A 24,288-nucleotide genomic window follows, 5' to 3' on the forward strand; every position below is an offset into this window, starting at 1 on the left:
CCGGCGCCCTGTTGTTGCAGCGGCCTGTGTCAGATCATGCCGGACGGTCGCCCTGCTCGCTTCCCCCGGTGGTCAGTTCGGCGATACGGCGGTGTTCGGCGGCCCTCTTCTCGAGGATCTCGGCCATCCGGAGGTGGTACTCGGGGGAGTCCTGCTCGTAGATGTCGGGGATGCCGGAGTGGTCCTCGTCGCGCTCCTCTTCCTCCCACAGCTTGCGGTACTTGGCGTTGCGCAGCCTGAGCAGGACGGCCGCGAGGAAGGCGGCGATCAGGGAGCCGATGAGGACGGCGGCCTTGATCTCGTCGGTCATCGTCTCGTCGCCCACGAAGGCGAGTTCGCCGATGAGCAGTGAGACGGTGAAGCCGATGCCGGCGAGTGTGGAGATGGCGAAGACGTCCGGCCAGGCCAGTTCGTCGCTGAGCGAGGCGCGGGTGAAGCGGGTGGCGAGCCAGGTGCCGCCGAAGATGCCGAAGGCCTTGCCGAGGACGAGGCCGAGGACCACGCCGAGCGTCTCGGGCTGCGTGAAGACATCGCCGAGCGCGCCGCCGGAGATGCCGACGCCGGCGGAGAACAGGGCGAACAGCGGTACCGCGAGACCGGCGGAGAGCGGTCGCACCAGGTGCTCGATGTGCTCGCCGGGGGAGTGCTCCTCGTCGTCCCGTCGGCTGCAGCGCAGCATCAGGCCCATGGCGACACCGGCGATGGTGGCGTGGACGCCGCTGTTGTACATCAGGCCCCAGATGACCAGGGCGAGCGGGAGGTAGATGTACCAGCCGCGGACGCCCTTGCGGAGCAGCAGCCAGAAGACGACGAGGCCCGCGACGGCGCCGCCGAGCGCGGCGAAGTTCAGGTCGCTGGTGAAGAACACCGCGATGATCATGATCGCGAAGAGGTCGTCGACGACGGCAAGGGTGAGCAGGAACGCCCGCAGTGCCGACGGCAGCGACGTGCCGAGCACCGCGAGGACGGCGAGGGCGAACGCGATGTCGGTGGCGGTCGGCACGGCCCAGCCGTCCATCGACCCGCCCCCGGCCACGTTCGTGAGGACGTACACGAGGGCCGGGACGGCCATACCGCAGATCGCGGCGACGACCGGCAGGATCGCGGCCTTGGGGTCGCGCAGGTCGCCGGCGACCAGTTCTCGCTTGAGTTCGACACCGGCGACGAAGAAGAAGACGGCGAGGAGTCCGTCGGCGGCCCAGTGCTGGACGCTCAGGTCCAGGCCGAGCGCCGAGGGGCCGATGTGGAAGTTCCTGACGGTCTCATAGCTGTCGCTCAGCGGGGTGTTGGCCCAGACCAGGGCGGCGACCGCGGCGACCAGGAGGAGCACGCCGCCGACCGTCTCGGTCCGCAGCGCGTCGGCTATGTAGGTCCGCTCGGGCAGCGAGAGGCGGCCGAAGGCCTTGCGGTTCTGGTTGGGGGAGTCGGTGTGCGCGCCCACTGGTGGGGACCTCCGGTCTCGTTCAGCAACTTGGGTCGTTGAAGCAGTTGCCGACCAGACTTCCCGGCGCACCTTTTGCGTCATTTGCTTTGTCGTGTTCTTGACGCGGCCCCTACTCTAACCCGGCGGCCACGAGACTGCGTCTGGTGATCCTCACCATACGTACGACGAGGGCACCCGGCTCGTCGCCAGGTGCCCTCCGGGGATGTACGCGGTCGGTCTCCGTGCGGGCGGCCGTCCGTACGCGGAATGGTGCTTCGGGCCGTACGCGGAATGGTGCTTCGGGTCAGTCCTCGGAGCCCGCCGAGGGCAGCTTGGTCTGGATCAGGTCCATGACCGAGGAGTCGGTCAGCGTGGTGACGTCTCCCAGCTCGCGGTTCTCCGCGACGTCCCGCAGCAGGCGCCGCATGATCTTCCCGGAGCGGGTCTTGGGCAGCTCGGCCACCGGCAGGATCCGCCTGGGCTTGGCGATCGGGCCGAGGGTGGCGCCGACGTGGTTGCGCAGCTCGCCGATCAGGTCCTCGGACTCGTCCGCTCCGCCGCGCAGGATCACGAACGCGACGATGGCCTGGCCGGTGGTCTCGTCGGCGGCGCCCACCACGGCGGCCTCGGCGACCGAGGGGTGCGACACGAGCGCCGACTCCACCTCGGTGGTCGAGATGTTGTGGCCGGACACCAGCATCACGTCGTCCACCCGGCCGAGCAGCCAGACGTCTCCGTCCTCGTCCTTCTTCGCCCCGTCACCGGCGAAGTACATGCCCTCGAAACGCGACCAGTACGTGTCGAGGAACCGCTGGTCGTCACCCCAGATGGTGCGCAGCATCGACGGCCACGGCTCGGTCAGGACGAGATAGCCACCGCAGCCGTCCGGGACCTCGTTCGCCTCGTCGTCCACGACGGTGGCGGAGATGCCCGGCAGTGCGCGCTGGGCGCTTCCCGGCTTCGTCTCGGTGACACCGGGCAGCGGCGAGATCATCATCGCGCCGGTCTCGGTCTGCCACCAGGTGTCCACGATGGGGCATGTGTCGGCGCCGATGTGCTTGCGGTACCAGATCCACGCCTCGGGGTTGATCGGCTCACCGACCGAGCCCAGGACCCGCAGCGAGGACAGGTCGAACTTGGCGGGGATGTCGTCGCCCCACTTCATGAACGTACGGATCGCGGTGGGCGCGGTGTAGAGGATCGTGACGCCGTACTTCTGGACGATCTCCCAGAAACGGCCCTGGTGCGGGGTGTCCGGGGTGCCCTCGTACATGACCTGCGTCGCGCCGTTGGCCAGCGGTCCGTACACGATGTACGAGTGGCCGGTGACCCAGCCGACGTCGGCCGTGCACCAGTAGACGTCGGACTCCGGCTTGAGGTCGAAGACGGCGTGGTGGGTGTACGCGGCCTGCGTCAGGTAGCCACCGGAGGTGTGCAGGATGCCCTTCGGCTTACCCGTCGTCCCCGAGGTGTAGAGGATGAACAGGGGCTGCTCGGCGTCGAACGCCTCCGGCGTGTGCTCGGCGCTCTGCCGTCCGACCGCATCGTGCCACCAGACGTCGCGGCCCTCGGTCCACTCGACCTCCTGGCCGGTGCGGCGGACGACGAGGACGTGCTCCACGTTCTCCACGCGCGTGAGGGCCTCGTCGACGGCGGGCTTGAGGGCGGCGGGCTTGCCGCGGCGGTAGCCGCCGTCGGAGGTGATGACGACCTTGGCGTCGGCGTCCTCGATGCGCTTGGCGATGGCGTCCGCGGAGAAGCCGCCGAAGACGACGGAGTGCGCGGCGCCGATACGGGCGCAGGCCAGCATGGCGACGGCCGTCTCCGGGATCATCGGCATGTAGACCGCGACCCGGTCGCCCTTCTGAACGCCCAGCTCAAGGAGGGCGTTCGCGGCGCGCGAGACCTCGTCCTTGAGCTCGGCGTAGGTGATCGCGCGGCTGTCGCCGGGCTCGCCCTCGAAGTGGATGGCGACCCGGTCCCCGTTGCCGGCCTCGACGTGCCGGTCCACGCAGTTGTACGCGACATTGAGCCTGCCGTCGGCGAACCACTTCGCGAAGGGCGGGTTCGACCAGTCGAGCGTCTCGGTGGGCTCGGTCGCCCACGTCAGGCGCCGCGCCTGCTCGGCCCAGAAGCCGAGCCGGTCAGCCTTGGCCTGTTCGTACGCCTCCGCCGTGACGTTGGCGTTCGCGGCCAGTTCGGCGGGGGGTGCGAACCTGCGTTCTTCCTTGAGCAGGTTGGCCAAGGATTCGTTGCTCACGACATCTCCCTTACGGTGCTTTGCCAGGGGGCGACCGTTGTGTTCCAGGCCACAGCTCATCAGACGGGCCCACCCGGTGACAAGGGCGAGCCGCAAAGTGGTTTAGACCTGTGTGGGTGCGGCCCCGGCAGAGCGGGTGCCGCACCCCTGGGCGGGCGGGGAAGGGGAGCGGCGTGGGCCGCGCCCGCCCGCGCTCAGACCGGCGATCTTCTCAGGTCGGCCGGTGTCTCCGGTGCCGAACTCCCCGCCGCCACGCGGTCGAAGAGCTGCTCCGTGTCGGTGAGCAGATAGGCCTGCGCCTCGCCGACGTGGAAGTACATCCCGTGCAACGTGAGCCGCCCGTCGGCAACCCCCCGCCGTACCGAATCGTGCTGCCGCAGATGCTCCAGCTGCTGCACCACATTGGTCAGGCACAGCTGCTCCGCCGCGTCCGCGGGCGCCCGCCCCGCGATCCGGGCCCACGCCTGACCCTTGTCGGCCATCCGCTCCAGGCTCGGCCGCCCGTGCCGCAGCCAGCGCCGCAGGGGTGTCTGCCCGCCTTCGGCAGGGGAGCTGAGAAGCGCCTGCATCGCGCCGCACCCGGAGTGCCCGCACACGGTGATCGACTCGACCTTCAGCACCTCCACGGCGTACTCGATCGCCGCCGCCACCGAGTCGTCCCCGTTCTCCGACCCCGGCAGGGGGACGAGATTGCCGACGTTGCGCACCACGAACAGGTCACCCGGGCCGCTGGACGTGATCATCGACGTCACCAGGCGGGAGTCCGCGCAGGTCAGGAAGAGCTGCGAGGGCTGCTGCCCCTCCCGCGCGAGCCGCGCCAGCTCGCTGCGCACCAGCGGCGCGGTGTTGCGCTGGAACGAGCTGATGCCGTCGGCGAGGCTCTGTCCGCTGCGCGCCACCTCCGTCGACTCGTGGCAGCTGTGGTTGCGCCATGCCGTCCAGGGGCGGCAGCAGGAGTGCGCCGCGGACGCGGGCTCCGCGATCCGGCCGCCGGACCGCCCGGTCAGCGTGACCCTTCCGCCGTGCGAGGTGTGCCCGTCCTGCCAGTTCTGCAACGTCTCGTACGCGGCGTGGTCCATGAAGGAACCGTCCAGTTCCACGATGGTGTCGGCCTTGTGGGGGACGTGGTGCAGCGCGCGCGTCAGCCGGGGCACCGCGAGGAAGGTCAACTGGCCCCGCACGTGCACCCGGTGGGTGCCGTCGTGCTCCTCGTGGGTGATCCGCGTACGGGTGAGGCGGTGCAGCGCGACCCCGACGGCGACGGCGATGCCGAGGGCGACTCCCTCCAGGACGCCGAGCAGGACGACGCCGAGCGTGGTGACGCAGTAGACGAGGACTTCCCGGTGACGGGTCACCGTACGGATGTGGTTGATGCTGACCATCCGGATGCCGACAGCCATGACCAGTGCGGCGAGTGACGCGAGCGGGATCAGCTCGATGGCGGCGACCAGCGCGAAGGCGGCCACGGCGATCCATGCGCCGTGCAGCATCGTGGAGTTGCGGCCGACGGCGCCCGCGCTGACGTTGGCCGTGCTGCGCACCGCGACCCCGGCAACCGGCAGGCCGCCGAGCGCCCCGGAGGTCACGTTGGACAGGCCCTGGCCGAACAACTCCCGGTCCAGGTCGGCGCGTCGCGGCGGATTCGTGTCGTCCGAGCGCCCGGCGGTCAGCTTGTCCACGGCGACCGCGCCGAGCAGTGACTGCACGCTGCACACGAGCGTGGTGGTGAGTACGGCGGCGACGAGTGCGAGCACGGGCCCTTCGGGCAGGCCAGCGAGGGCGTGACTCTTCCACGAGGGCAGGTCGACCTTGGGGAGCGTGAGCCCGGCGACCGCCGCGACCGCCGTGGTGCCGGCGACGGCGATCAGCGGCGCGGGAGCCTTGCGGGCGAGCTGCCCGGCCCGCCCGGGAATCCGGGGCCACAGCAGGATGAGCGCGATGGTCAGCACGCTGATCCCGAAGGCCGCGGGGTGTACGCGGGCCAACTGGGCGGGCAGTTCACGGAGGTTGTCCAGGACGGAGCTGTGCGGGGTGCCGCCGAGCATGATGTGCACCTGCGCGACCGCGATGGTGATGCCGATGCCGGCCAGCATGCCGTGCACGATGGCGGGGCTGACGGCCAGCGCCGATCTGGCCACCCGCAGCGCTCCCAGGCCGAGTTGGGCGAGACCGGCGCAGATGGTGATGGCGCACGTGGTGCGCCAGCCGAACTGCTGGATCAGATCGGCGGTGACCACGGTGAGCCCCGCGGCCGGACCGCTCACCTGGAGCGGTGCGCCACCGAAACGGCCGGCCACGAGCCCGCCGACGGCGGCGGCCACGAGGCCGGCCTGAAGCGGCGCCCCGGTGGCGAGGGCGATGCCGAGGGACAGCGGCAGTGCGATCAGGAAGACGGCGATCGACGCGGACAGATCGGCACCGGCGATACGGAAGCGGCGCTTGCCGGGTGGCGGTCCGTGGGGCCGGCGGTCGTCGGCGGGTTCTGCGACGTCGTCGGTGCGGGTGTGGGTGCAGGCAGACATGGTTCCCGTCTCCTCCGGGGCTACGCGGTCGCTGGGACTGCCCCGGTCTATGCCGGGGGCATGTGGGGACGCGGCCGTGGGTCACGGCGTACAGCAGCGGGATTCATCAACTCTCGGTAAATGAATCGTAATAGAGAGTAAAGGCTTTGCCCGGACTTTAGGGGCAAATGGGGCAAGTGTTCACCCCGGAGAGTGATTAGTCATTTAGTACGGCTTGTCGCGCCACCGTGCTCGGGTGGGCGTGCGACTTTGGCGACGCCGTCGCTTTTTAGGGCGGATTTTCCGTTTTTGGCGCTTACGCCTTTCAGCCGGAATTCCCGCTGAAGGCCGCCGCGCCGGGCCCTCGCACGCCGAAGAATCACGACCCGAAGGAAGAGGTGGGCGGATGATGGCCGCCACCAAGAAGCTCGCCGCGGGCGTCGCCGTCGCGGCCTGCGCCGTCACACTCGCCGGTTGTGGAAGCGGTGAATCCGGCTCCAAGGAAGGCGCCCACGGTCCCAAGAAGGCACAAGCCGCCCCCGCCCCCAAGAGCGCGGTCCGGCTCATCGGCGACGGATCCACCTCGTACACCGGAGCGCAGCCCAACCTGCCGAAGCCCAAGCGTCTGAAGCCCGGTCAGAAGCCCCCGCAGTTCGTGGTGTTCTCCTGGGACGGCGCCGGCGAGGACAGTCAGAAGCTGTTCTCGCACTTCCGCAAGGTGGCGAGAGAGAACAACGCCACCATGACGTACTTCCTGAGCGGCGTGTACATGCTCCCCGAGGACAAGAAGGAGCTCTACGACCCGCCGCAGCACGCGTCCGGCAGCTCCGACATCGGCTTCAACGACGCCGAGGGCATCGAGAACACCGTGACCCAGCTGCGCGGCGCCTGGCTCGAGGGCAACGAGATCGGCACCCACTTCAACGGCCACTTCTGCGGCGAGGGACGCGGCGTCGGCGAGTGGTCCGTCGACGAGTGGAAGTCCGAGATCAAGCAGGCCAAGTCGTTCGTGAAGCGCTGGAAGACCAACACCGGCAACACCAAGGCCCCCGCCCTACCCTTCGACTACGACAAGGAACTCATCGGCGCCCGCACGCCCTGCCTCGAAGGGCAGAAGAACTTCACGCGGGCCGCCCGTGAGCTCGGCTTCCGGTACGACACGAGCGGCGTCAACAACCAGGTCTGGCCCAAGAAGAAGGAGGGCCTCTGGGACCTGTCCATGCAGCTCGTCCCCGTGCCCGGCCGCGACTTCGAGACGCTGACCATGGACTACAACTTCATGGTCAACCAGTCCGGCACCACCTCACAGGGCGACCCCTCCAAGCACGAGTACTGGGGCGACCAGATGCGCGACGGCCTGCTGCAGGGCTTCGAGCGCGCCTACAACGGCAACCGCGCCCCGCTGATCATCGGCAACCACTTCGAGTCCTGGAACGGCGGCACCTATATGCGTGCCATCGAGGAGACCATCGAGCGGGTCTGCACCAAGAAGGAGGTCCGCTGCGTCTCCTTCCGTCAGCTCGCCGACTGGCTGGACGCCCAGGACCCGAAGGTCCTGGAGAAGCTCACCACCCTGCCCGTCGGCAAGGCGCCGAAGCAGGGCTGGCCGGCCTTCCTCTCCGACAAGCCCGCTCCGGCGCCCAAGGGCGTACCGGGTGCCCCCGAGGTCAAGCCGGCTGAGGAGCACTCGAAGGACTGACCTGCGCGGTCTCGGCGATCTCGCGCAGTACGAAATCGGGGTCGACCTGGTCCGCCAGGTCGGCCCCGGTCCGTTCGTTCCCCCAACTCGCCGCGTTCTTGCGGTGGAAGTGCACCATCTGCCGCGTGTACCGCTCCCAGTCCCTTCGCTCGTACGACGCGTCCGCGACGTCGAGCATCGTCGCAAGGGCCTCGCGGTTGGCCGACTCCAGGAGTGCGAACCGCGGCGGACGGCCCTTCTCCATCGCCCGCACCCAGTCCGAGTGCCCGACCGTCACCAGCAGGTCCTCACCGACCTCCTGGCGCAGGAAGTCGATGTCGTCCTGGCCCTGGACCTTGTTGCCCACGACGCACAGGGAGACCCCGAAGTCCCGTGCGTACTCCTTGTACTGGCGGTAGACGGAGACACCCTTGCGGGTCGGCTCGGCGACCAGGAACGTCATGTCGAAGCGGGTGAACATGCCGGAGGCGAACGAGTCGGACCCCGCCGTCATGTCGACCACGACGAACTCGTCGCGGCCGTCCACGAGGTGGTTGAGGCACAGCTCCACGGCGCCCACCTTGGAGTGGTAGCAGGCGACGCCGAGATCGGACTCCGTGAAGGGGCCTGTGGCCATCAAACGGACGGCGGAGCCGTCGAGTTCCAGGGGGTGCGCACACGCGTCGTAGACCGGGTTGTCCTCGCGCACGCGGAGCAGGCGCGAACCGCTGCCCGGCGGCGTGGTCTTGATCATCGTCTCGGCGGAGGCGATCCGCGGGTTGGTGCCGCGCAGATACTCCTTGATGAGCGGCAGCTGCGCTCCCATCGCGGGCAGCGCGGCGGCCTCCTCGTCGGCTAGGCCGAGGGCGGCGCCCAGGTGCTGGTTGATATCGGCGTCGACGGCGACGACGGGCGAACCGGTGGCGGCGAGGTGACGGATGAAGAGCGAGGACAGCGTGGTCTTTCCGCTGCCGCCCTTCCCGACGAAAGCGATCTTCATGTTCACGAAGGGTAGTGCCGTGATCGCTGTGCGCGGTCGCACTACGTGAAGAAGACCACTCCATCGTGGGGCGGCCCGCCGCAGTGCGTAGGCTGCCTACTTATGGGTACGTCAGCCGATCCGCTCGCCGTGCTCGGCTCGCTGCCGGGCGTCGCCGAGTCCGTGGAGTCCGTGCGCAAGAGTGTCGACCGGGTCTACGGGCACCGCGTCATGCGCCGCCGCAGCAACGAGATCACCTCTGAGGCGGCACTCCGCGGAGCGCGCGGTTCCGCGGCGCTCTCCGGTGCCGACTGGGCACTCGAAGAGGTGCGCAGGCGCACCGACTTCAGCGGCGACGACGAGTCCCGCGCGGTCGGCGCCGCCCTGCGGCTGACCGCGGAGGCCGGGCAGCTGCTCTCCATCTGGCGTCAGTCGCCGCTGCGCGTGCTCGCGCGTCTGCACCTGGTCGCGGCCGGCGTCCAGGACGACACGGTCGGGCGGCCGCGCCTCGCCGGTGAGCCGGTCGACGAGCCGGTGGTGGAACTTCCGCTTCCGTCCGCGGACGAGGTGGCGGGCCGTCTCGAAGGCCTCTCGCAGTTGATCATCTCGGGCAGCGCCGCTCCCGCCCTGGTGACCGCGTCCGTGGTCCACGGTGAGCTGCTCGCCCTGCGCCCCTTCGGCTCGCACAACGGGCTCGTCGCACGCGCGGCGGCGCGGCTCGTCCTGGTGGGCAGTGGTCTCGACCCGAAGTCGATCTGCCCGGCGGAGGCGGGGCACGCGGAGCTGGGGCGCGCTGCCTATGTGGCGGCGCTCGACGGCTACGCGGCCGGTACGCCGGAAGGTATGGCGGCGTGGATCGCGCACTGTGGCAAGGCGGTTGAGCTCGGGGCGCGCGAGTCGACCGCTGTCTGTGAGGCGCTGCAGCGCGGTGCGGCCTGACGCGAAAACCGGCACCTTATAGAGCCTGATTTCCGGGTGTGCACCGGCGGCTCTCAGAGGTCCTGAACAGGGTTGCGGCGGTACCAGTCCTGGTACCGCCGCTGGCATGTCCGCCCAGTTACCAAGCGTCCTCGAAATATTGCCCATCAGGTCGGGGAACTTTGCCCGTTGCCTGGTGCGGCTGGCCCGTAATCGACGGGTCGACGTCGCGTGGGTGCTTGACGACCATGCTTCGGTCCGTGGGGCCTTCGGTTGCGTTAAAGGTGATCCTCTCGGATGTCCTTGGTCTCGCGGGCCGTTGACTCCTTTGTACTCCTGTCATGGGTGATGCGAAAGTCCTGGGCTGACTTCTTTACTTTTAGGTTCAAATACGGGCGAAACGTCCGCTCTGTGGGGCCTCCGAGCGCCCGAATTCAGGAGGCGAGCGAACGCCGCCTACTCGCGAACCAGACAAGGCCGGCGGTGGCCGCGGCGGCGCCGACCGCGGCCGCGGCGACGAGCGCGGGCCTCGGCGGGGCGGACAGTGACGGCACCCGCTGCTTCAGGCGGACCGGCCGGTGGAAGTCCAGAATCGGCCACTCTCGGGAGACCGCCTCGCGGCGCAGCGCACGGTCCGGGTTGACCGCGTGCGGGTGGCCGACGGACTCCAGCATCGGCAGGTCCGTCGCCGAGTCGCTGTACGCGAAACACCGCTCCAGGTCGTACCCCTCGGACTCGGCCAGCTCCCTGATGGCCTCGGCCTTCGTCGGCCCGTACGCGTAGTACTCCACCTCGCCGGTGAAGCAGCCGTCCTCGCCGACGACCATGCGGGTGGCCACTACTCGGTCCGCGCCCAGGAGTTCACCGATGGGCTCGACGACCTCGGCGCCCGAGGTGGAGACGATCACGACATCACGGCCGGCCGTGTGGTGCTCCTCAATGAGGGAAGCGGCCTCGTCGTAGATGATCGGGTCGATCAGGTCGTGGAGCGTCTCGGCGACGATCTCCTTGACCTGTTGCACGTTCCATCCCCGGCAGAGTGCCGAGAGGTATTCGCGCATACGCTCCATCTGGTCGTGATCCGCACCGCCCGCGAGAAAGACGAACTGGGCGTATGCGGTACGCAGCACGCCTCTGCGGTTGATCAGTCCCCCTTGGTAGAAGGACTTGCTGAACGTGAGCGTGCTCGACTTCGCAATGACCGTCTTGTCCAGGTCAAAGAAGGCGGCTGTGCGGGGCAAGGAGCGGTTTTCCACACGCCCGAGCATAGGGGCCAACCATTCGGCGTAAGGTGTGGCGCGTGGGTTTGCCTGAGAAGGCTCTCGGGTACACCATGGAAGTCACGGATCGTTCGCGACCGTGCTAACCCGGTCTGGCTCCTCCCCCCCCGAGTCGGACCGTGGGGACGACCCCCGCTCTCCCCCCCGGCGGGGGTCGTCGCATGTCCGGGCCCGTTTCGGGCCCTTCTTTCTGCCCGCTTCACGCCGCTCGGTGCCCGCTTGGCGCCCGAGTGCGGCAGACCAAGATCCGTGACTGTGCGTAGTGGTCGGGCTGCTCTGCGGCAGTTTTCGGTCCGTCACCGGTTTGGGTGACGGAGTTATTCACAACCGCCGAGTTATCCACAGTTCTTGACCAAGATCCACACGATTTCCCGCTCCCGCCCATCGTGATTCCAGCCGCGAAGTCCGAGACCCGTTCATGGGCTCGATCGCGGCCTGCGGGATTCACGACGTTCGCCACGTTTCAAGGGAGAGGGGGGCCGAGTCATGACGGGTTCGATCGCGCATGACCGGGGGCCGGCCGAAGGAGAAGAGCGGGCCGGACCGCTGATCGTCACCGAGGACGCGCAGTTGCTCGACGACCTGCTGAGGCTGTGTGCCGCGGCGGGTGCGCGACCCGAGGTGCACCACGCGGTGCCCGAGCGCGGGGGCGGCTGGGACACGGCGCCACTGGTCCTCGTCGGGGACGACGCGGTGCACCGGGTGCGCGGCGCCGCACGCCGACGAGGGGTGTGCCTCGTCGGCCACGACCAGGACGATCCGCGGGTCTGGCAGCGGGCCGTGGAGATCGGCGCCGACCATGTGCTGAGGCTTCCGGACGCCGAGGACTGGCTCGTCGACCGGATCGCCGACGTGGCGGAGGGTGTAGGCCATCCGGCCCTCACCGTCGGCGTGCTCGGCGGCCGGGGCGGCGCCGGAGCGTCGACGCTCGCCTGCGCCCTCGCGCTGTCGGCGGCGCGAGCAGGGCGGCGCACGATGCTCGTCGACGCGGACCCGCTCGGCGGCGGCTTGGACGTCCTGCTCGGCGGCGAGACCGTGAAGGGACTGCGCTGGCCCGCCTTCGCGGAGTCCAAGGGGCGGGTCGGGGCCGGAGCCCTGGAGGAGTCGTTGCCGCGCCTGCACGACCTGAGGGTGCTCAGCTGGGACCGCGGGGACACCGTGGCGATCCCGCCGGGTGCCATGCGGGCCGTCCTCGCGGCGGCACGCCGGAGGGGCGGAGCGGTCGTGGTGGACCTGCCGCGCCGCATGGACGACAGCGTCGTGGAGGCGCTGGCCCAGGTGGACCTCGGGCTTCTCGTGGTGCCCGCCGAGCTGCGCGCGGTGGCGGCAGCGGGCCGGGTCGCGGCAGCGGCGGGAATGGTGCTCCGGGACCTGCGCGCCATCGTCCGCGCCCCGGGCACGGCAGGGCTCGACAGCGACGAGGTGGCCGGACTGCTCGGCCTGCCGCTGGCCGGTGAGCTGCCCGCCGAGCAAGGCCTCGGACGCGCCGGCGGTCCGCCCGGCGCGGACGCGCGCAGTGCACTCGCCCGGTTCTGCTCGGCCTTCTGGGCACGCGTTCCCGCGGAGGGCACGTCATGACGGCCGATCTGCTCGACGGCGTACGGCAGTGGCTCGCCTCCTCCGGCGCCGAGCCGACACCGGCCGGGGTGGCGCGGGCCCTGCGCGAACAGGGCAGGGTCCTCGGGGACGCCGAACTGCTCGGAGTGGTGCGGGACTTGAGGTCCGAGCTGGTCGGCGCAGGTCCGCTGGAGCCCTTGCTGGCCGATCCCGAAGTGTCCGACGTGCTGGTGACGGCGCCCGACCAGGTCTGGGTCGACCGGGGCCGGGGGCTGGAGCTCACCCGGGTCTCTTTCGCGGACGCGGGCGCCGTGCGACGCCTTGCCCAACGCCTCGCCGCGGCCGCCGGGCGCAGGCTGGACGACGCCCGGCCGTGGGTGGACGCGCGACTGCCGGACGGCACGCGGCTGCATGCGGTGCTGCCGCCCGTCGCCGTCGGGTCGACATGCCTGTCCCTGCGGGTGGTGCGGCCCAAGGCCTTCTCCCTGGACGAGCTGGTCGCGGCGGGAACAGTGCCGCCCGGAGGCGACCGGATCCTGCGTGCTCTGGTCGACGCCAGGCTCTCCTTCCTGATCAGCGGCGGCACGGGCTCGGGCAAGACGACGCTGCTGTCCGCCCTCCTAGGCCTGGTCGAGCCCACCGAGCGGATCGTCCTCGCCGAGGACTCCGCCGAGCTGCGCCCCGACCACCCGCACGTGGTCCGCCTGGAGGCCCGGCCCGCCAATCAGGAGGGCGCCGGCCTGGTGAGCCTGCGGGACCTGGTCCGCCAGGCGCTGCGGATGCGGCCCGACCGGCTGGTCGTGGGCGAGGTGCGCGGTGCGGAGGTCGTGCACCTCCTCGCGGCTCTCAACACGGGCCACGAGGGCGGCTCGGGCACGCTCCACGCCAATGCCGCCACCGATGTGCCGGCCCGCCTGGAGGCACTGGGCACGGCGGCGGGACTCGACCGGGCGGCGCTGCACAGCCAGTTGGCGGCCGCCGTCTCGGTGGTCCTCCATCTCGTACGGGACCGTGCGGGCCGGCGCCGCATCGCCGAGGTGTGCGTCCTGGAGCGGAACGACGCGGGCCTGGTGGTCGCGGAGCCCGCCCTGCGGTGGGACGCCGAGGCGTTCGCGTACGAGCGGGGCTGGCCGCGGCTGCAGCGGCTGTTGGGCGGTGCCACATGAGTGGGGACGCGATGGTCGCGGCGAGTGGGCAGGCGGCGCCGGTGTACGCGGCGGCGGTGTGCGCGGGTGCGGCCGCCTGGCTGTGCGTCGGGCAGGACCGGGGGCTGCGGCGGGCCCGGATGCTGCTCGCGGGAGCGGCGCTGCGCGAACCGGTGGCCGTGCCTCCCTGGGAGCGCCTGTCGGCGCGGGTGCGGGGACGAGTCGGGCATGAATGGTGGTGCCTGGCGGCCGGGCTGGTGGTGGCGGTTGCCGGGCAGTCGGTGCTGCCGCTGGTCCTCGGGGCGATCGGGGTGCCGTTGCTGAAGCGGGTGTTGCGCGGCCGGGAACGGCGCAAGGAGCGACAGGCCCGGGCCGATGCGGTGATCGCCCTGTGCGGTGCGCTGGCCGCCGAGGTCCGCGCGGGACGGCAGCCGGGGGAAGCGATGCTCGCCGGCGTCCGATCGGCGGATGCCCACGCCGGGTCCGGCCTCGGCGCGGCGGAAGGGGTGGTGCTCGCGGCGGCCCGGTTCGGCGGCGATGTGCCGCAGGTGCTGCGCGACGCCTCGGTGGAGCCGGGGGCCGAAGGGCTGCTCGGACTCGCCGCGTGCTGGCGGGTGGCGGTCGACCGGGGCGGCGGACTCGCGGCCGGCCTCGCCCGGCTTGAGGGCGCGCTGCGGGCCGAGCGGGACCAACGTGCCGATCTGCGCGTGCGGTTGTCCACAGCCCGGTCCACGGCGGCGCTGCTCGCGGCCCTGCCGGTGGTCGGCCTCCTCATGGGGACGGCCCTGGGTGCCGACCCGCTGCGCGTACTGCTGCACACCCCCGCCGGCATCGGCTGCCTGCTGGTCGGCGGCGCTCTTGAAGGTGCGGGGATCTGGTGGGCGGTGCGCATCGTGCGCCGCGCGGAGGGGCGATGACTCGAGGTGGACATGGCGGGGGCGGGGGAGCGGTTCGTGTCGATGAGCGTGAACGGAGTCGCGGCGGATGCCTCCCACAGGCTGGGGGTGACGGTGCTGATCGCGGTGGCGGTGTTCGTCGTCCTAGGGACGGCCCTGGCGGAGTGGAGCGAACGCCGAGCGCGGCGGCGGGCCCGCGCGCTGCTGGGGCAGGGGGAGGCGCCGCGACGCTCCCGGAAGCGGCTGCCCAGACCCGAACTGGGCCGATGGATACCGGTGTTGGGCTCGGCATGCGGCGGCTTCGTGCTGGTGGGCGGCGTCCTGGGCGCGGGCCTCGGTGGCCTGGCCGGATACGCCGTGCGGCAGTGGCTGCGGCGGCGCGAGCGATCCTTGGGCGGCGGGGGCGGGGAAGGCACCGGCGGAGCCGCGGCGGCCGCGGAACGCGCCGGGGCGGAGCGTCAACTTCCGCTGGCGGCAGACCTGATGGCGGCTTGCGTGACGGCGGGCGCGGGTCCCGTGGTCGCCGCGGAGGCTGTGGGCGAGTCGCTGGGTGGGCCGGTGGGCGAACGGCTGGCGCTGGCGGCCGTGGAGTTGCGGCTCGGCGGTGAAACGGCCGAGGTATGGGGGCGGTTGGGCGCGATGCCGGGCGCCCGCTCCCTGGCCCGCTGCCTCGCGCGGGCCTGCGAGGCGGGTGCGCCTGCCGCCGAGGAGCTGGCCCTGATCGCCGCGGACTGCCGAGCGGCGTGGACCCGTACGGCCGCGGCGCGGGCGCACAAGGCGGGCGTCCTGATCGCGGCACCGGTGGGGCTGTGTCTGCTGCCCGCGTTCCTCGCGGTGGGAGTGGTGCCGGTGGTCATCGGGCTGGCCGGCGGGGTTCTGAACATCAACTGACCTGAGAGATAAGGGGGTTCACCACACATGCGATACGTGAGGAAGCGGGGCGACGGCCTCGGGGGTGGTTGCCGTGCGGCGCTGCGGACGGTGCGCGGCCGGGTGCGGTCGGCGGGCGACGCGGGGATGACGACATCGGAGTACGCGTTGGGCACGACCTTTATCTAGTGCTGTCAAGTGCCTGAGCAGGTCAACGCGTTGAAGAGACATAAGGCAAGTTAGGCACATCCCGCCAGGGCCTTGCCGGTGCGGTCTTTCACGCGATCCCGTTGAGGTGGCCCTTCGGTCGCCCAATCGTCTCAGGCCCGAGGATGCGGGCAGCGACTGCTGGACGAACTCCCACTCTTCAACGGACAGTTCATGGCCACACCCCACATCTCAACTCGCATCCCCACTAGCGTCAGGCGCAGGCACTGCCTGAGATTCTTCGGAAGTGATCTCGGCCCATCTGAACATCGCAGGTATGGCGAGCAGGCAGCCAGCCATGATCCAGGGGAGTGCGACGCTTACCGAGATGGCAATACCGCCAAGAGCCGGCCCAACTATGAGTCCAGCTTTGCCCGCGAAGACATGGAGCGCGAGAATCCGCGACCTTTCGGCTTCTGAGACCGCGTCACGCAATTGAGGGACAAGGCAAGCGGTATGCAGACACTCCGCCATAGAGAAGAGCACCACCGCGGACCACACGAGGGCAAGGCTTTGCCAGCGGGCACCTGCCTGTGAAGCTAAAGCCACGAGTGCCCAGGAAAATGCTGCACCAGCGAACAGCAGACGAACGGCTGCGGGGCGCCTGATATGCCGTACGAGTCGAGTCACAGTGAGCTGGCAACAGATAATGATCAGTGTGTTGGCAGCAAGGAGGGCGGCTGCCTGACGCATCGAGAGCATGTGCGCCTGGCTCGCGAGGAGCGGCAGTAGAAGAAGGAAGCCTATCCCGAACGTGAAGAAGATCATGTCGCCGACAACAAGCTGGCGCGCAGGGCGCTGCGTCAGCAAGCTGAGGTAGGAGCCACTGGGCTGCTGTTGCGTGCGGGATCGCGAGGGTGATCCTCCAGGAAGCGTAAACCTTGCAATCAGCGCGAAGACAGCAAAGCTGAACGCGTTTAGAAGGAATACGGGTTGCATTTTCGCGACGAGATCACCGGATACCAGATAGCCGCCCCCAAGAATGCCGATTCCCTGGCCGACATTGAACACGACTTGCAGATGGGACCACACGCGGTCTTCACCGCCCGCGGTGAACTTGAGGGTTCCCAGTGCCGTCGCCTGCGCGGCTGAGGCGATTCCCTGCGACAGTCCCAGGGTGAAGAGAGCGGCAGCCGCGAGAGCTAGGCCGCGCGCCTCCGTGAGGAGGGCCGCGGATGCGGCAGAGAAGGACAGTCCGACAACGAGGACCGTTCGGGGCGGGCGCACGGTGAGTATTCGCCCGGCGTACAGGGTGGCAAAGAGCTGTCCCGCTCCTGTTGCGCCGAACAGGATTCCTGCCACGCGTACGGATCCATGAGGAAGCGCCGCCAGCCAGCTCATCACGTAGGGCGACATCAGCCCGTTCCCGAAGGCATTGACGGTGATGCCGGCCAGCGTTGCTCGGTACCTGGCTTTCGGGAAGTAGGGCGGAACTGCGCCTCCTTCCTTCACGGCGCTCTGCCGTCTGAGAGTGTCCTTTTCACGGCCTACGGTTGGCGGCGAGCCCAACGAGGGCGAAGGGGCGTTCGATGGAGTTCTGGCATTCAGCCTCGACGTAGGTGCGGACCGCTTCCTTCAGGGCGATCCGAGCGTCTTCATTCATGCGCCGGAAAGCGCCATACGACTCCAAGGCCGCAACGAATCTGTCCGCATCGTAGTGGCGAAGCTGCAGTTCCAGCTGCACCTTTACTGGATCGAACATTTCCGACACGGGCACATTGGCAGCCTCCAAAGGTTTTCCGAATTCCACGAACTCTAGAGCCTGGCCGATCGACTCCGCATACCCCTTCAGGCCGGTGGAAATTTCCGCGGCGGTTCGAGTTCCGAAACGTGGGCCTTTATGGTGTGGAGCGTGGGCGGTGAACATCTTCCTGATATCCGCACAGCGCTGTTCCCACACGTCGTCTCCGACCAGCTCGGAATAGGTCACAAAGGCCATTTTCCCGCCCGGCTTCAAGAGGTTTTTGGCCAAAGAGTAGGAGCGAGTGGGGTCGGTCCAGTGAAAGGCTGAGGCAGAGAAAACACAGTCGTACGGACCGGGGCCTTCCCAATTCTCGAAGTAGGACTGATGCACATCTACGTTGGATCGGTCGGACAGGCGTTGCTCAGTCTGTTGGGCCAGGTTGTATCCCGGCTCGATGGCTGTCACTCGGCTGAACAGTTCCGCCAAGCGGACTGTGGCCTGTCCGGTCCCGGCGCCCACCTCAAGGACATGTGTGTCTGGCAGAGCCGTGACGGGGCGGATCAGGGACTCAATGAACTCTTTCGGATAGGAAGGCCGGCCAGCCGAGTAGACGTGCGAAAGGGTTTCGAAGGAGTCTCCGCGCTCGCGCCGGTCCAAGCCAAGTTCGATAGGGGGGGCTGGCTGGCTTTCTACGTTGGTCATTGTCGCTTCCTGGTGATCTCGTTGATGCGTTGACGCTTGCTGGTCAGGTGAACGGGTCTGCGGGAACCTCCCCTACCCTGCTCCGGAGGGTGCCGGGTGTCGGTAGGCGGCCCGAGACCGCGCGGACCAGGCATACGTCCTCCCAGTCGATGAGCCGGTAGAACACCATGTCGTCGTCGGCCACATCCAGCGGGTAGCTGACAGAGCCCCGGCCTCCCGTGAGCCTGGTTTCCAGGTGCTCTGCGCGAGCAGTGTGAAGGTCTCCCCGTAGGGAGGCATATCGATCGCGCGATGTGTGAGTGGAATAGCGTGGGGTCCTGCCCTGCCACACGCCGTCGAACACCATCACTGCCTCGCCCGCCGCATGTTCTATTGCTTCGTCCAGGCTGTCGCGGACCGCAGATCCGGCGACGAGGATCTGGCTGCGTGGGTCGTGCCATGCCGCAAGAGAGAAGTAGCCCAGGTGACACGGGAAGCTGTACGTCCGAAGGCGGCCTGTGGTGACGAAATTGTGGTCGGCGGCCTCGCTACGGATGGGTGTGGTGCCGTACCAGAGGGCGGCGAGAAGTGCTCTTTCCGTCAGCTCACGTTCGGCGGCGCGTTCAGCAGCCACGCCGGTGGTGTGGATGGCGAGGCCGGTGGCGTCCTGGCCCTCGCGGTAGGTGTCGTGCCAGGGCCGGGGGACGATGTGCTGAAAGGGTCGGCTGTCGGCTTGGGTGCCGCCTTTGCTGCGGCCCTCGACGGGGCGGCCAAGGCTTCCGGAGAGCTCAGCAACCATGAGTAGACGTTCGTAGGTCTCCCACAGGGCCGAGCTGTTTGCCTTCTCCTCTTGGCGTGAGCATCCGAAGCCGAGGGCACTGAACTGCTCATCGCTGATGGAGAATTGCAGACCGGCGGAAACGCTGAGGAACTCCGGCGCACAGACTGGGGCGTGTTCGTGCCGCCGGACTGGGAGCCTGTCGAGGTCCTCAGCGCTGCGCAGCAACGAGCTCCTTGCATGATTCGGCAACAGCACGGCCTGCCGGGGTGAGTTCGGCGTGATTCATGACGGTGTCGTACCCGTGCAAGAAGCGTTTCAGGGCGAGATCTCGTGCTGCTCGGGCTGTGGATGTGGCGCCGCTGTCCGCATAACGGGACAGCACCCGGTACACGCGGCTGAGCACGAACATGGCGTGGTAGACGCCGTACAGCGGACGGCGGTCGTTTCGGATGGGCGCCTGGTGTCGGGTCTTGAAGCCGTTGGTCAGGAGAGCGTCCCGGCCCATGATGCCGTGCAGCAGGATGTGTGAGGACTCGTGGACCAGGTGTTCAAGGAGGAAGGCTGTCCAGTCGCCCCTCTCGCCCGGGTCGGGGTACCGCAGATACATCTGTCCCCAGTACCGCAGACTGGAGATGCCGGTGGTTGTTGAGCCGGTTATGGTCCCACGGTTGAACAGGCGCACTGTGGCGACCAGTTCGTCAAATTCCGCGTGCATGGCAGGGTCGATGACGCGTAGAACCGAGAGGGCGTCGTCAATGCGTAAACGCCCCTCACTGAGCTCCTCCGCTGAGACCTTGGCGATCTCGACCACCTCTCCACGCTTGGAGCGGGGACCATCCTTGCTCAGAAGAAACGCGGAGGCTTCGACGTCAATGAGGTCCCAGGCCACCGTGTCGATCGCCAAGGTCTGGCGGTAACAGTCCCCTCTGTCCCGCATATGAGCGAGCTGTCCCAGAGCCAGCAGGACGCCGCCTGGCTGCTGAGTGCGCAGAGCGCCGCCCAACAGCCAGTGGAGCGTGAACAACTGCGGGTTGACCCGGTGACCGAGGACGACCTGACGGACAGTGCGGGATGCGGCCGCCGAAGTCCGAGGCAGCAAGGAGGAAGCCGCAGCGATGTATTGGCCAAGGTCACGGACCAGCGTCTCATTCACGTGGTACCGCAATGCCTGTACCCGTGTGGCCTCAGGCCGCGCTTGGAACAGCAAGTCCGCATTGTGTTGGACGATGCTCACGCCAGACCTCCAAAGAGCTCGATGCTCGGCTGCCGAAGGGGACTTGGGCCTTACAGCTCTGCCTCGACGATCTCCTGACAGGAGGCGAGGACTGCCTCGCCGGCGTCGGTGAGCTCAGCGTGCTCACGAATCGTGGCGTATCCCTTGCGGAATCGCGCCACCGCCTCATCCCGCACCGCCTTCGTCACAGCGCGTGGGTCCGCTTTGGCGTGCCGGGAAAGAACCCGAGAAATGCGACTGAGTACGAAAGTCGCATGGTAAATCCCGTACAAGGGGCGGGCGTCCTTGCGGATGGGGGCCGAGTGGCGGGCTTCGAACGGATTCTGCAGCAGCGGGTCCGCGCTCATGATGGCGTGCAGCATCAAGTGCGAGGATTCGTGGACCAAGTGGTCCAGAAAGTAGTTCATCGGTTCGGCGGATTCAGGCCCGGAGCCCGGGAAGCGCAGGAAGTTCATGCCCCAGCAGCGCGAACTAGTTGCTCCCCGAATCACGCTGCCGTGCACGAGACGCAGGCGAGCGACCAGCTCGTGGAGCTCGTCGTGCAGGTCTGGGTCCAACTCGTGCAGTGTGGTCAGTGCTTGGACTACCCATGCACGGCCGGTCTCCAGCTCGTCGGCGCTGACGGGAGCGACTTCGACGAGTTCGCCCCGGTCGGACCGCGGCCCGTCCGCCCCCGTGAAGAAGTTCGCAGCTTCCGCGTCGACTATGTCCCAGCTCATGGTCTCGACCTGGAAACGGTCGCCATAGCAGTCATCCTCGCGCCCAGCCTGGGCCAGGCGCCCGAGGGCGGCGGAGACGGTGCCGGGTTGCTGGCCCAGGAGCCCGCTGTTCAGCTGCCAGTGGAGTGTGAACAGCAGAGGGTTGAGCTTGCGCGCGACATCCAACTGGTCGATCACCCGGGAGGCGGCGGCAGCGCTGTGGGGCAGTTGTTGAGAGGCAGCCGCCACGTAGATACGAAGGTCGCTCACGAGGACTTCGTTGATGCTCTGACGCAGGCGTGCTGCTCGAACGCGGTCAGGCTGTGCCCGGAATAGTGCCTCGGCGCCGAGGGGAGCTACCAGAGTGCTCATAGATCCTCCAAAAGGGGATGGATGGCCCGGCAGTGCTGGGTGGCGCGAGACGCACTCGCGCCACCCAGCCTGATTCCGCTGCTCAGTCGGCCTGCATCAGCTGCGACGAGTGAGACAGGTAGCTCTCCGGGATCTCGCCGAACGTGATCTCCGCCTGCTCAACGGCCTCGACCTGCTCGGCCTGGATCTCGTTGTTCTCCATTTGGGGTTCACCTCCCTCGACCATTCGTTTTAGCGAACGAGGGAAGTGAAACAGCATGCAAGGGTGAATGGCATATTCCGACAGTAAATGAAACGTAAAATTAAAAGCCTCAATTCTGGATTATTTGCGCACGGCGACTGCAGCCCCAGGTCAGGTGACCTGGAGCTTGAAAACATAACTTCCCATGTTTGACTGAAATCCTTCAATCGTTGGCTCGAATATTCATTCAGGTCGGCCCGCAGTTGCAACGTGTTCGCCCCTGCGGCAGGCGACGGGGACGTCATCGTCCATGCCGGAGGCCTGAACGCACTCGTGACGACGCTGGATAGCGCCCGCTGAATCCCGCCAGGAGCTCACCGGGCCGTCACTGGCGCGAGTGCAGTTGCGCCCGGACTCGATCTCGGAGCGTCGCAGTTCAAGAGGTGTGGGCGTCAACTCGGCGCCCCCAAAGGCATTTTAAGGATCATGTGGAGCGCGTTCGCTTGCTTACGCTGTGCGCTCGTCCTATCGGTTCAGTAAGGAATCCGTATGAGCTACACAGATCAGGACGTGCGCGAGGGTCGGCGGCTGATGGACGACGGCCGTGAGAACCGGCTGGTGATCGGGGACAAGTTGCTGGCCGTCTCGCCGGCGAACCCCGACGGTGCCTTCGATCGGTTTTGCGACGAGATCAGCCTGAATCCGCGCACAGCCCGTCACTACCGGCATACCGCCCGGTTGTGCACCGCGCCTGTGCGGCGGCTCGTGGCCGACAGCGGCGTACACGTCAGCTACAGCGCGCTGCGGGAGGGCGCCCGCCTGGCGCCCTCCGGCAAGCCGTACGACGAGGGTTACAGCACCCTGCGCTCTCTGCTTGCCGAAGCGAGCGAGGCCGGTATCGGCCGTATCAGCGCTCCTCAGTACCGCCGTGCCCTGGGGATCGGCCCCGGGTTGCAGGACCTGCTCGACCCCGCCAGCGACGTATCCGTGGCCCAGTACCTCGGGGCTCTGCCGCCCGCCGAACGAGACAAGGTGCTGCGGGAGTTGGTGGAGGAGGACGACGCCTTCCGCGACGCGGTGAAGCGGGCCATCGACGACAAGCGCCGCCGTGACCGTGAAGACCGCACTGGCCGCGGAGGGGAGAAGCCGAGCAAGGCCCAGTCCCTGGCCCGTGACCTGGTGCGGCTGAACGACCAGATCACCGGCCTCATGCACCGGTACCCGCCGTCCACCGCCCTGGACTTCACGGAAGAACAGTCGACCGCCTGTGCCGAAGCGCTCGGGACCGTGGAAGTCCTCGCGACGTGGATCAGGTTCCGGGTCAAGAACGATGAATCTGTCACTGCCCATGGGCGGGTCGCCACACCGGATCTGGTGGCCGTGTGATGCAGCCACCCCGGGACGACGGTGAAGACCATCTCAACGCTGACATCGACGAGTTCACCACCCACGACCGCAAGGGCGGCTGGGCCCGTGCACTCCTGATCGCCCGCCGCGTCGAGCCCGACGAAGGCCACGGCGCATCGTTCGAGCAGCAGTCCAAACGTTTCGGTCGAAACGTTTACCGGCGGATCAGCGCACGGGAGTTCGCCCGCCGGTCCGGGGCCGCCGCCAAACGCATTCTCGCCTTCTACCGGGCGTGGGAGCGGGCCGCCGCGGACGGGATCGTCCCTCCGGCCCACGAACTCGCCCCCGGCGTCCACGTTGATCTGCCGGATGAAGCTGACGTTCCCTTCTTCGGTGAGCACGGCTATTACCGCAGCTACGACGCCCGCTTGAACATGAAAGAGGAACGGCGGCAGGCGATCGAGGCCGAGGCCGATCGGGTCGGGGTCAAGCCGAGCAGTCCGCTGTTCATCGCCGAACACCCCGGCGCGCTGACCGCGGCGGTGGTGGCCGATGCCTCGGCCCGCAGCGCAGCACGGAAGGGCATCGAAGAGTTCGAGCGGCGCCAGGAGGCGGTGGACGCCGAGGACCGGGCAGCAGCCGGCCGGGCCGCCGAGGAACCGTTCGGCCCGGACCAGGCGGCGCCGGACGCGTCGGCGGGCGGCACCGGAGCCGTTGATGTCGAGCAGGCGGTGCGGGCCGTCTCCCGCCACCGGCCGGAGACGGACGTGGCCCTGCAGGTTTTCACCGAGCTGTCCGAGGTCCGCCTTGCCACGCTGCGGGCGCTGTCGCTGCTGCAGCGTCACCAGGTGCAGTTCACCGGCGACCGCAGCCAGGCCATCACCGACCTGTGCACCGCGTCGGAGGCGGCCATCGCCTTCATCCGCGACCTGGCCGCCGGTCCCTACACGGCGTTGAACGACCACGCCCTGCAAGCGTTCCTGGACGAGAGTGAGAGGAAGCTTCGGTGAGCCCCAATCGCGACAGTGACACCCCCTCCCGGCTGGAGCGGGACGCCATCGACGTGCTGCTGTGGCTTGACCACAACGCTGGCCGCGAGCTGTCCTACACGGACATCGCGCGCGGCACCGGCATCCCCGACTCCAGCCGCCTGCGGCGGGCCGTTCCACGGGCCCGTGCCGCCGCCCACGTGCTCGGCCACCGCCTGGAGCAGTTCATGCCCTCCCGCGACCCGCTCAAGCGCGGGGCCAGGGTGACCCGCTTCCACAAGAACGGGCAAGGCGACGAGTTCGGCGCCCGCGACGCGTTGCTGGCCTGCCGCAAGACCGTGGCCTACATGGGCGACATGCACCGGGCCTGCACGTTTGAGGCCAACAATCCCAACAGCATCGACGCCGAGGCGTTCGGGCAGATGGCCGATGCCGCCGAAGGCGGTATGAGGACCATCAGCGGGGTGGAGAGGCTGGGCAGCAGGGCAGTCCAGAACCAGGGGACGATGCGGCGCCAGGCGGAGCGGATCGCCGATCTGGAGGCCCAGATCGCTGAGCTGACGGCGCAACAATCTGCCGCCTCGGCCTGAGGCTGCCGCTGCACGGC

The 24,288-nt window shown here is 68.6% G+C and carries 19 protein-coding genes; 9 read left to right on the forward strand and 10 right to left on the reverse strand.

All coding sequences use genetic code 11. The features are described from left to right. Positions 1–34: 34 nt before the first annotated feature. The 3 genes from nhaA to QIT00_RS17985 all read right to left on the reverse strand — a co-directional run bounded on the left by nhaA (position 35) and on the right by QIT00_RS17985 (position 6,205). The gene (gene nhaA, locus QIT00_RS17975; RefSeq protein WP_282536300.1) at positions 35–1,441 is read right to left on the reverse strand and encodes a Na+/H+ antiporter NhaA; all 1,407 of its coding nucleotides are present in this window, start codon (positions 1,439–1,441) and stop codon (positions 35–37) included. 286 nt (positions 1,442–1,727) lie between these two features. Further along, positions 1,728–3,743 carry an acetate--CoA ligase gene (gene acs, locus QIT00_RS17980; protein WP_282536301.1) on the reverse strand — a complete coding sequence of 672 codons (2,016 nt, stop codon included), beginning with the start codon at positions 3,741–3,743 and terminating at the stop codon, positions 1,728–1,730. A 134-nt stretch (positions 3,744–3,877) separates the two neighbouring features. Beyond that, positions 3,878–6,205: a SulP family inorganic anion transporter gene (locus QIT00_RS17985; protein ID WP_282536302.1), complete on the reverse strand. Its 2,328-nt coding sequence runs from the start codon at positions 6,203–6,205 to the stop codon at positions 3,878–3,880. Positions 6,206–6,593: 388 nt separating this feature from the next. Between QIT00_RS17985 and QIT00_RS17990 the strand changes: the two genes are divergently transcribed. Further along, positions 6,594–7,883, forward strand: a complete 1,290-nt coding sequence (locus QIT00_RS17990) for a polysaccharide deacetylase family protein (RefSeq protein ID WP_282536338.1) — start codon at positions 6,594–6,596, stop codon at positions 7,881–7,883. Here the strand turns inward: QIT00_RS17990 and QIT00_RS17995 are convergent. Next, on the reverse strand, positions 7,852–8,862 hold the full coding sequence (locus tag QIT00_RS17995; RefSeq protein WP_282536303.1) for an ATP-binding protein: 1,011 nt from the start codon (positions 8,860–8,862) through the stop codon (positions 7,852–7,854). The genes QIT00_RS17990 and QIT00_RS17995 overlap by 32 nt on opposite strands. A 102-nt stretch (positions 8,863–8,964) precedes the next feature. On the opposite strand from QIT00_RS17995, the gene QIT00_RS18000 reads away from it, so the two are divergent. Continuing rightward, positions 8,965–9,780: a Fic family protein gene (locus QIT00_RS18000; protein ID WP_282536304.1), complete on the forward strand. Its 816-nt coding sequence runs from the start codon at positions 8,965–8,967 to the stop codon at positions 9,778–9,780. Between the two features lie 413 nt (positions 9,781–10,193). Here the strand turns inward: QIT00_RS18000 and QIT00_RS18005 are convergent, their stop codons facing one another. After that, positions 10,194–11,027, reverse strand: a complete 834-nt coding sequence (locus QIT00_RS18005; RefSeq protein ID WP_282536305.1) for an HAD family hydrolase — start codon at positions 11,025–11,027, stop codon at positions 10,194–10,196. A 498-nt stretch (positions 11,028–11,525) separates the two neighbouring features. On the opposite strand from QIT00_RS18005, the gene ssd reads away from it, so the two are divergent. Genes ssd through QIT00_RS18025 form a run of 4 tightly spaced genes read left to right on the forward strand, consistent with a single transcriptional unit; the run spans position 11,526 to position 15,528 of the window. Further along, the gene (gene ssd / locus QIT00_RS18010; protein WP_282536306.1) at positions 11,526–12,617 is read left to right on the forward strand and encodes a septum site-determining protein Ssd; all 1,092 of its coding nucleotides are present in this window, start codon (positions 11,526–11,528) and stop codon (positions 12,615–12,617) included. After that, entirely contained in the window at positions 12,614–13,762 is a 1,149-nt protein-coding gene (locus QIT00_RS18015) for a TadA family conjugal transfer-associated ATPase (RefSeq protein ID WP_282536307.1), read from the forward strand. Before ssd ends, QIT00_RS18015 begins: the two co-directional genes overlap by 4 nt. Beyond that, positions 13,759–14,658 (forward strand): type II secretion system F family protein, encoded by a 900-nt coding sequence (locus QIT00_RS18020; protein ID WP_282536308.1) that lies wholly within the window; start codon positions 13,759–13,761, stop codon positions 14,656–14,658. The genes QIT00_RS18015 and QIT00_RS18020 overlap by 4 nt, the downstream gene beginning before the upstream one ends. Positions 14,659–14,700: 42 nt before the next feature. Continuing rightward, a complete protein-coding gene (locus tag QIT00_RS18025) occupies positions 14,701–15,528 on the forward strand; it encodes a type II secretion system F family protein (protein ID WP_282536309.1) in 828 nt (275 codons plus the stop codon). A 378-nt stretch (positions 15,529–15,906) separates the two neighbouring features. On the opposite strand, the gene QIT00_RS18030 is transcribed toward QIT00_RS18025, so the two are convergent. Genes QIT00_RS18030 through QIT00_RS18050 form a run of 5 tightly spaced genes read right to left on the reverse strand, consistent with a single transcriptional unit; the run spans position 15,907 to position 21,164 of the window. After that, positions 15,907–17,166 carry an MFS transporter gene (locus QIT00_RS18030; protein ID WP_282536310.1) on the reverse strand — a complete coding sequence of 420 codons (1,260 nt, stop codon included), beginning with the start codon at positions 17,164–17,166 and terminating at the stop codon, positions 15,907–15,909. Positions 17,167–17,194: 28 nt separating this feature from the next. Further along, complete coding sequence (locus tag QIT00_RS18035) at positions 17,195–18,100, reverse strand: class I SAM-dependent methyltransferase (RefSeq protein ID WP_282536311.1); 906 nt, start codon at positions 18,098–18,100, stop codon at positions 17,195–17,197. Positions 18,101–18,143: 43 nt separating this feature from the next. Continuing rightward, positions 18,144–19,085 (reverse strand): hypothetical protein, encoded by a 942-nt coding sequence (locus QIT00_RS18040; RefSeq protein ID WP_282536312.1) that lies wholly within the window; start codon positions 19,083–19,085, stop codon positions 18,144–18,146. Further along, the gene (locus QIT00_RS18045) at positions 19,069–20,094 is read right to left on the reverse strand and encodes an aKG-HExxH-type peptide beta-hydroxylase (RefSeq protein ID WP_282536313.1); all 1,026 of its coding nucleotides are present in this window, start codon (positions 20,092–20,094) and stop codon (positions 19,069–19,071) included. Before QIT00_RS18045 ends, QIT00_RS18040 begins: the two co-directional genes overlap by 17 nt. Positions 20,095–20,144: 50 nt before the next feature. Next, positions 20,145–21,164, reverse strand: a complete 1,020-nt coding sequence (locus QIT00_RS18050) for an aKG-HExxH-type peptide beta-hydroxylase (protein WP_282536314.1) — start codon at positions 21,162–21,164, stop codon at positions 20,145–20,147. 730 nt (positions 21,165–21,894) lie between these two features. Between QIT00_RS18050 and QIT00_RS18055 the strand changes: the two genes are divergently transcribed. Genes QIT00_RS18055 through QIT00_RS18065 form a run of 3 tightly spaced genes read left to right on the forward strand, consistent with a single transcriptional unit; the run spans position 21,895 to position 24,271 of the window. Continuing rightward, positions 21,895–22,731, forward strand: coding sequence for a hypothetical protein (locus QIT00_RS18055; RefSeq protein WP_282536315.1), 837 nt, complete (start codon positions 21,895–21,897; stop codon positions 22,729–22,731). Then, entirely contained in the window at positions 22,731–23,702 is a 972-nt protein-coding gene (locus tag QIT00_RS18060) for a hypothetical protein (protein WP_282536339.1), read from the forward strand. Before QIT00_RS18055 ends, QIT00_RS18060 begins: the two co-directional genes overlap by 1 nt. Then, on the forward strand, positions 23,699–24,271 hold the full coding sequence (locus QIT00_RS18065; RefSeq protein WP_282536316.1) for a hypothetical protein: 573 nt from the start codon (positions 23,699–23,701) through the stop codon (positions 24,269–24,271). The genes QIT00_RS18060 and QIT00_RS18065 overlap by 4 nt, the downstream gene beginning before the upstream one ends. Positions 24,272–24,288 lie beyond the last annotated feature (17 nt).

The sequence above is a fragment of the Streptomyces luteolus genome (genome assembly GCF_029968015.1).
Lineage (GTDB): Bacteria > Actinomycetota > Actinomycetes > Streptomycetales > Streptomycetaceae > Streptomyces > Streptomyces luteolus.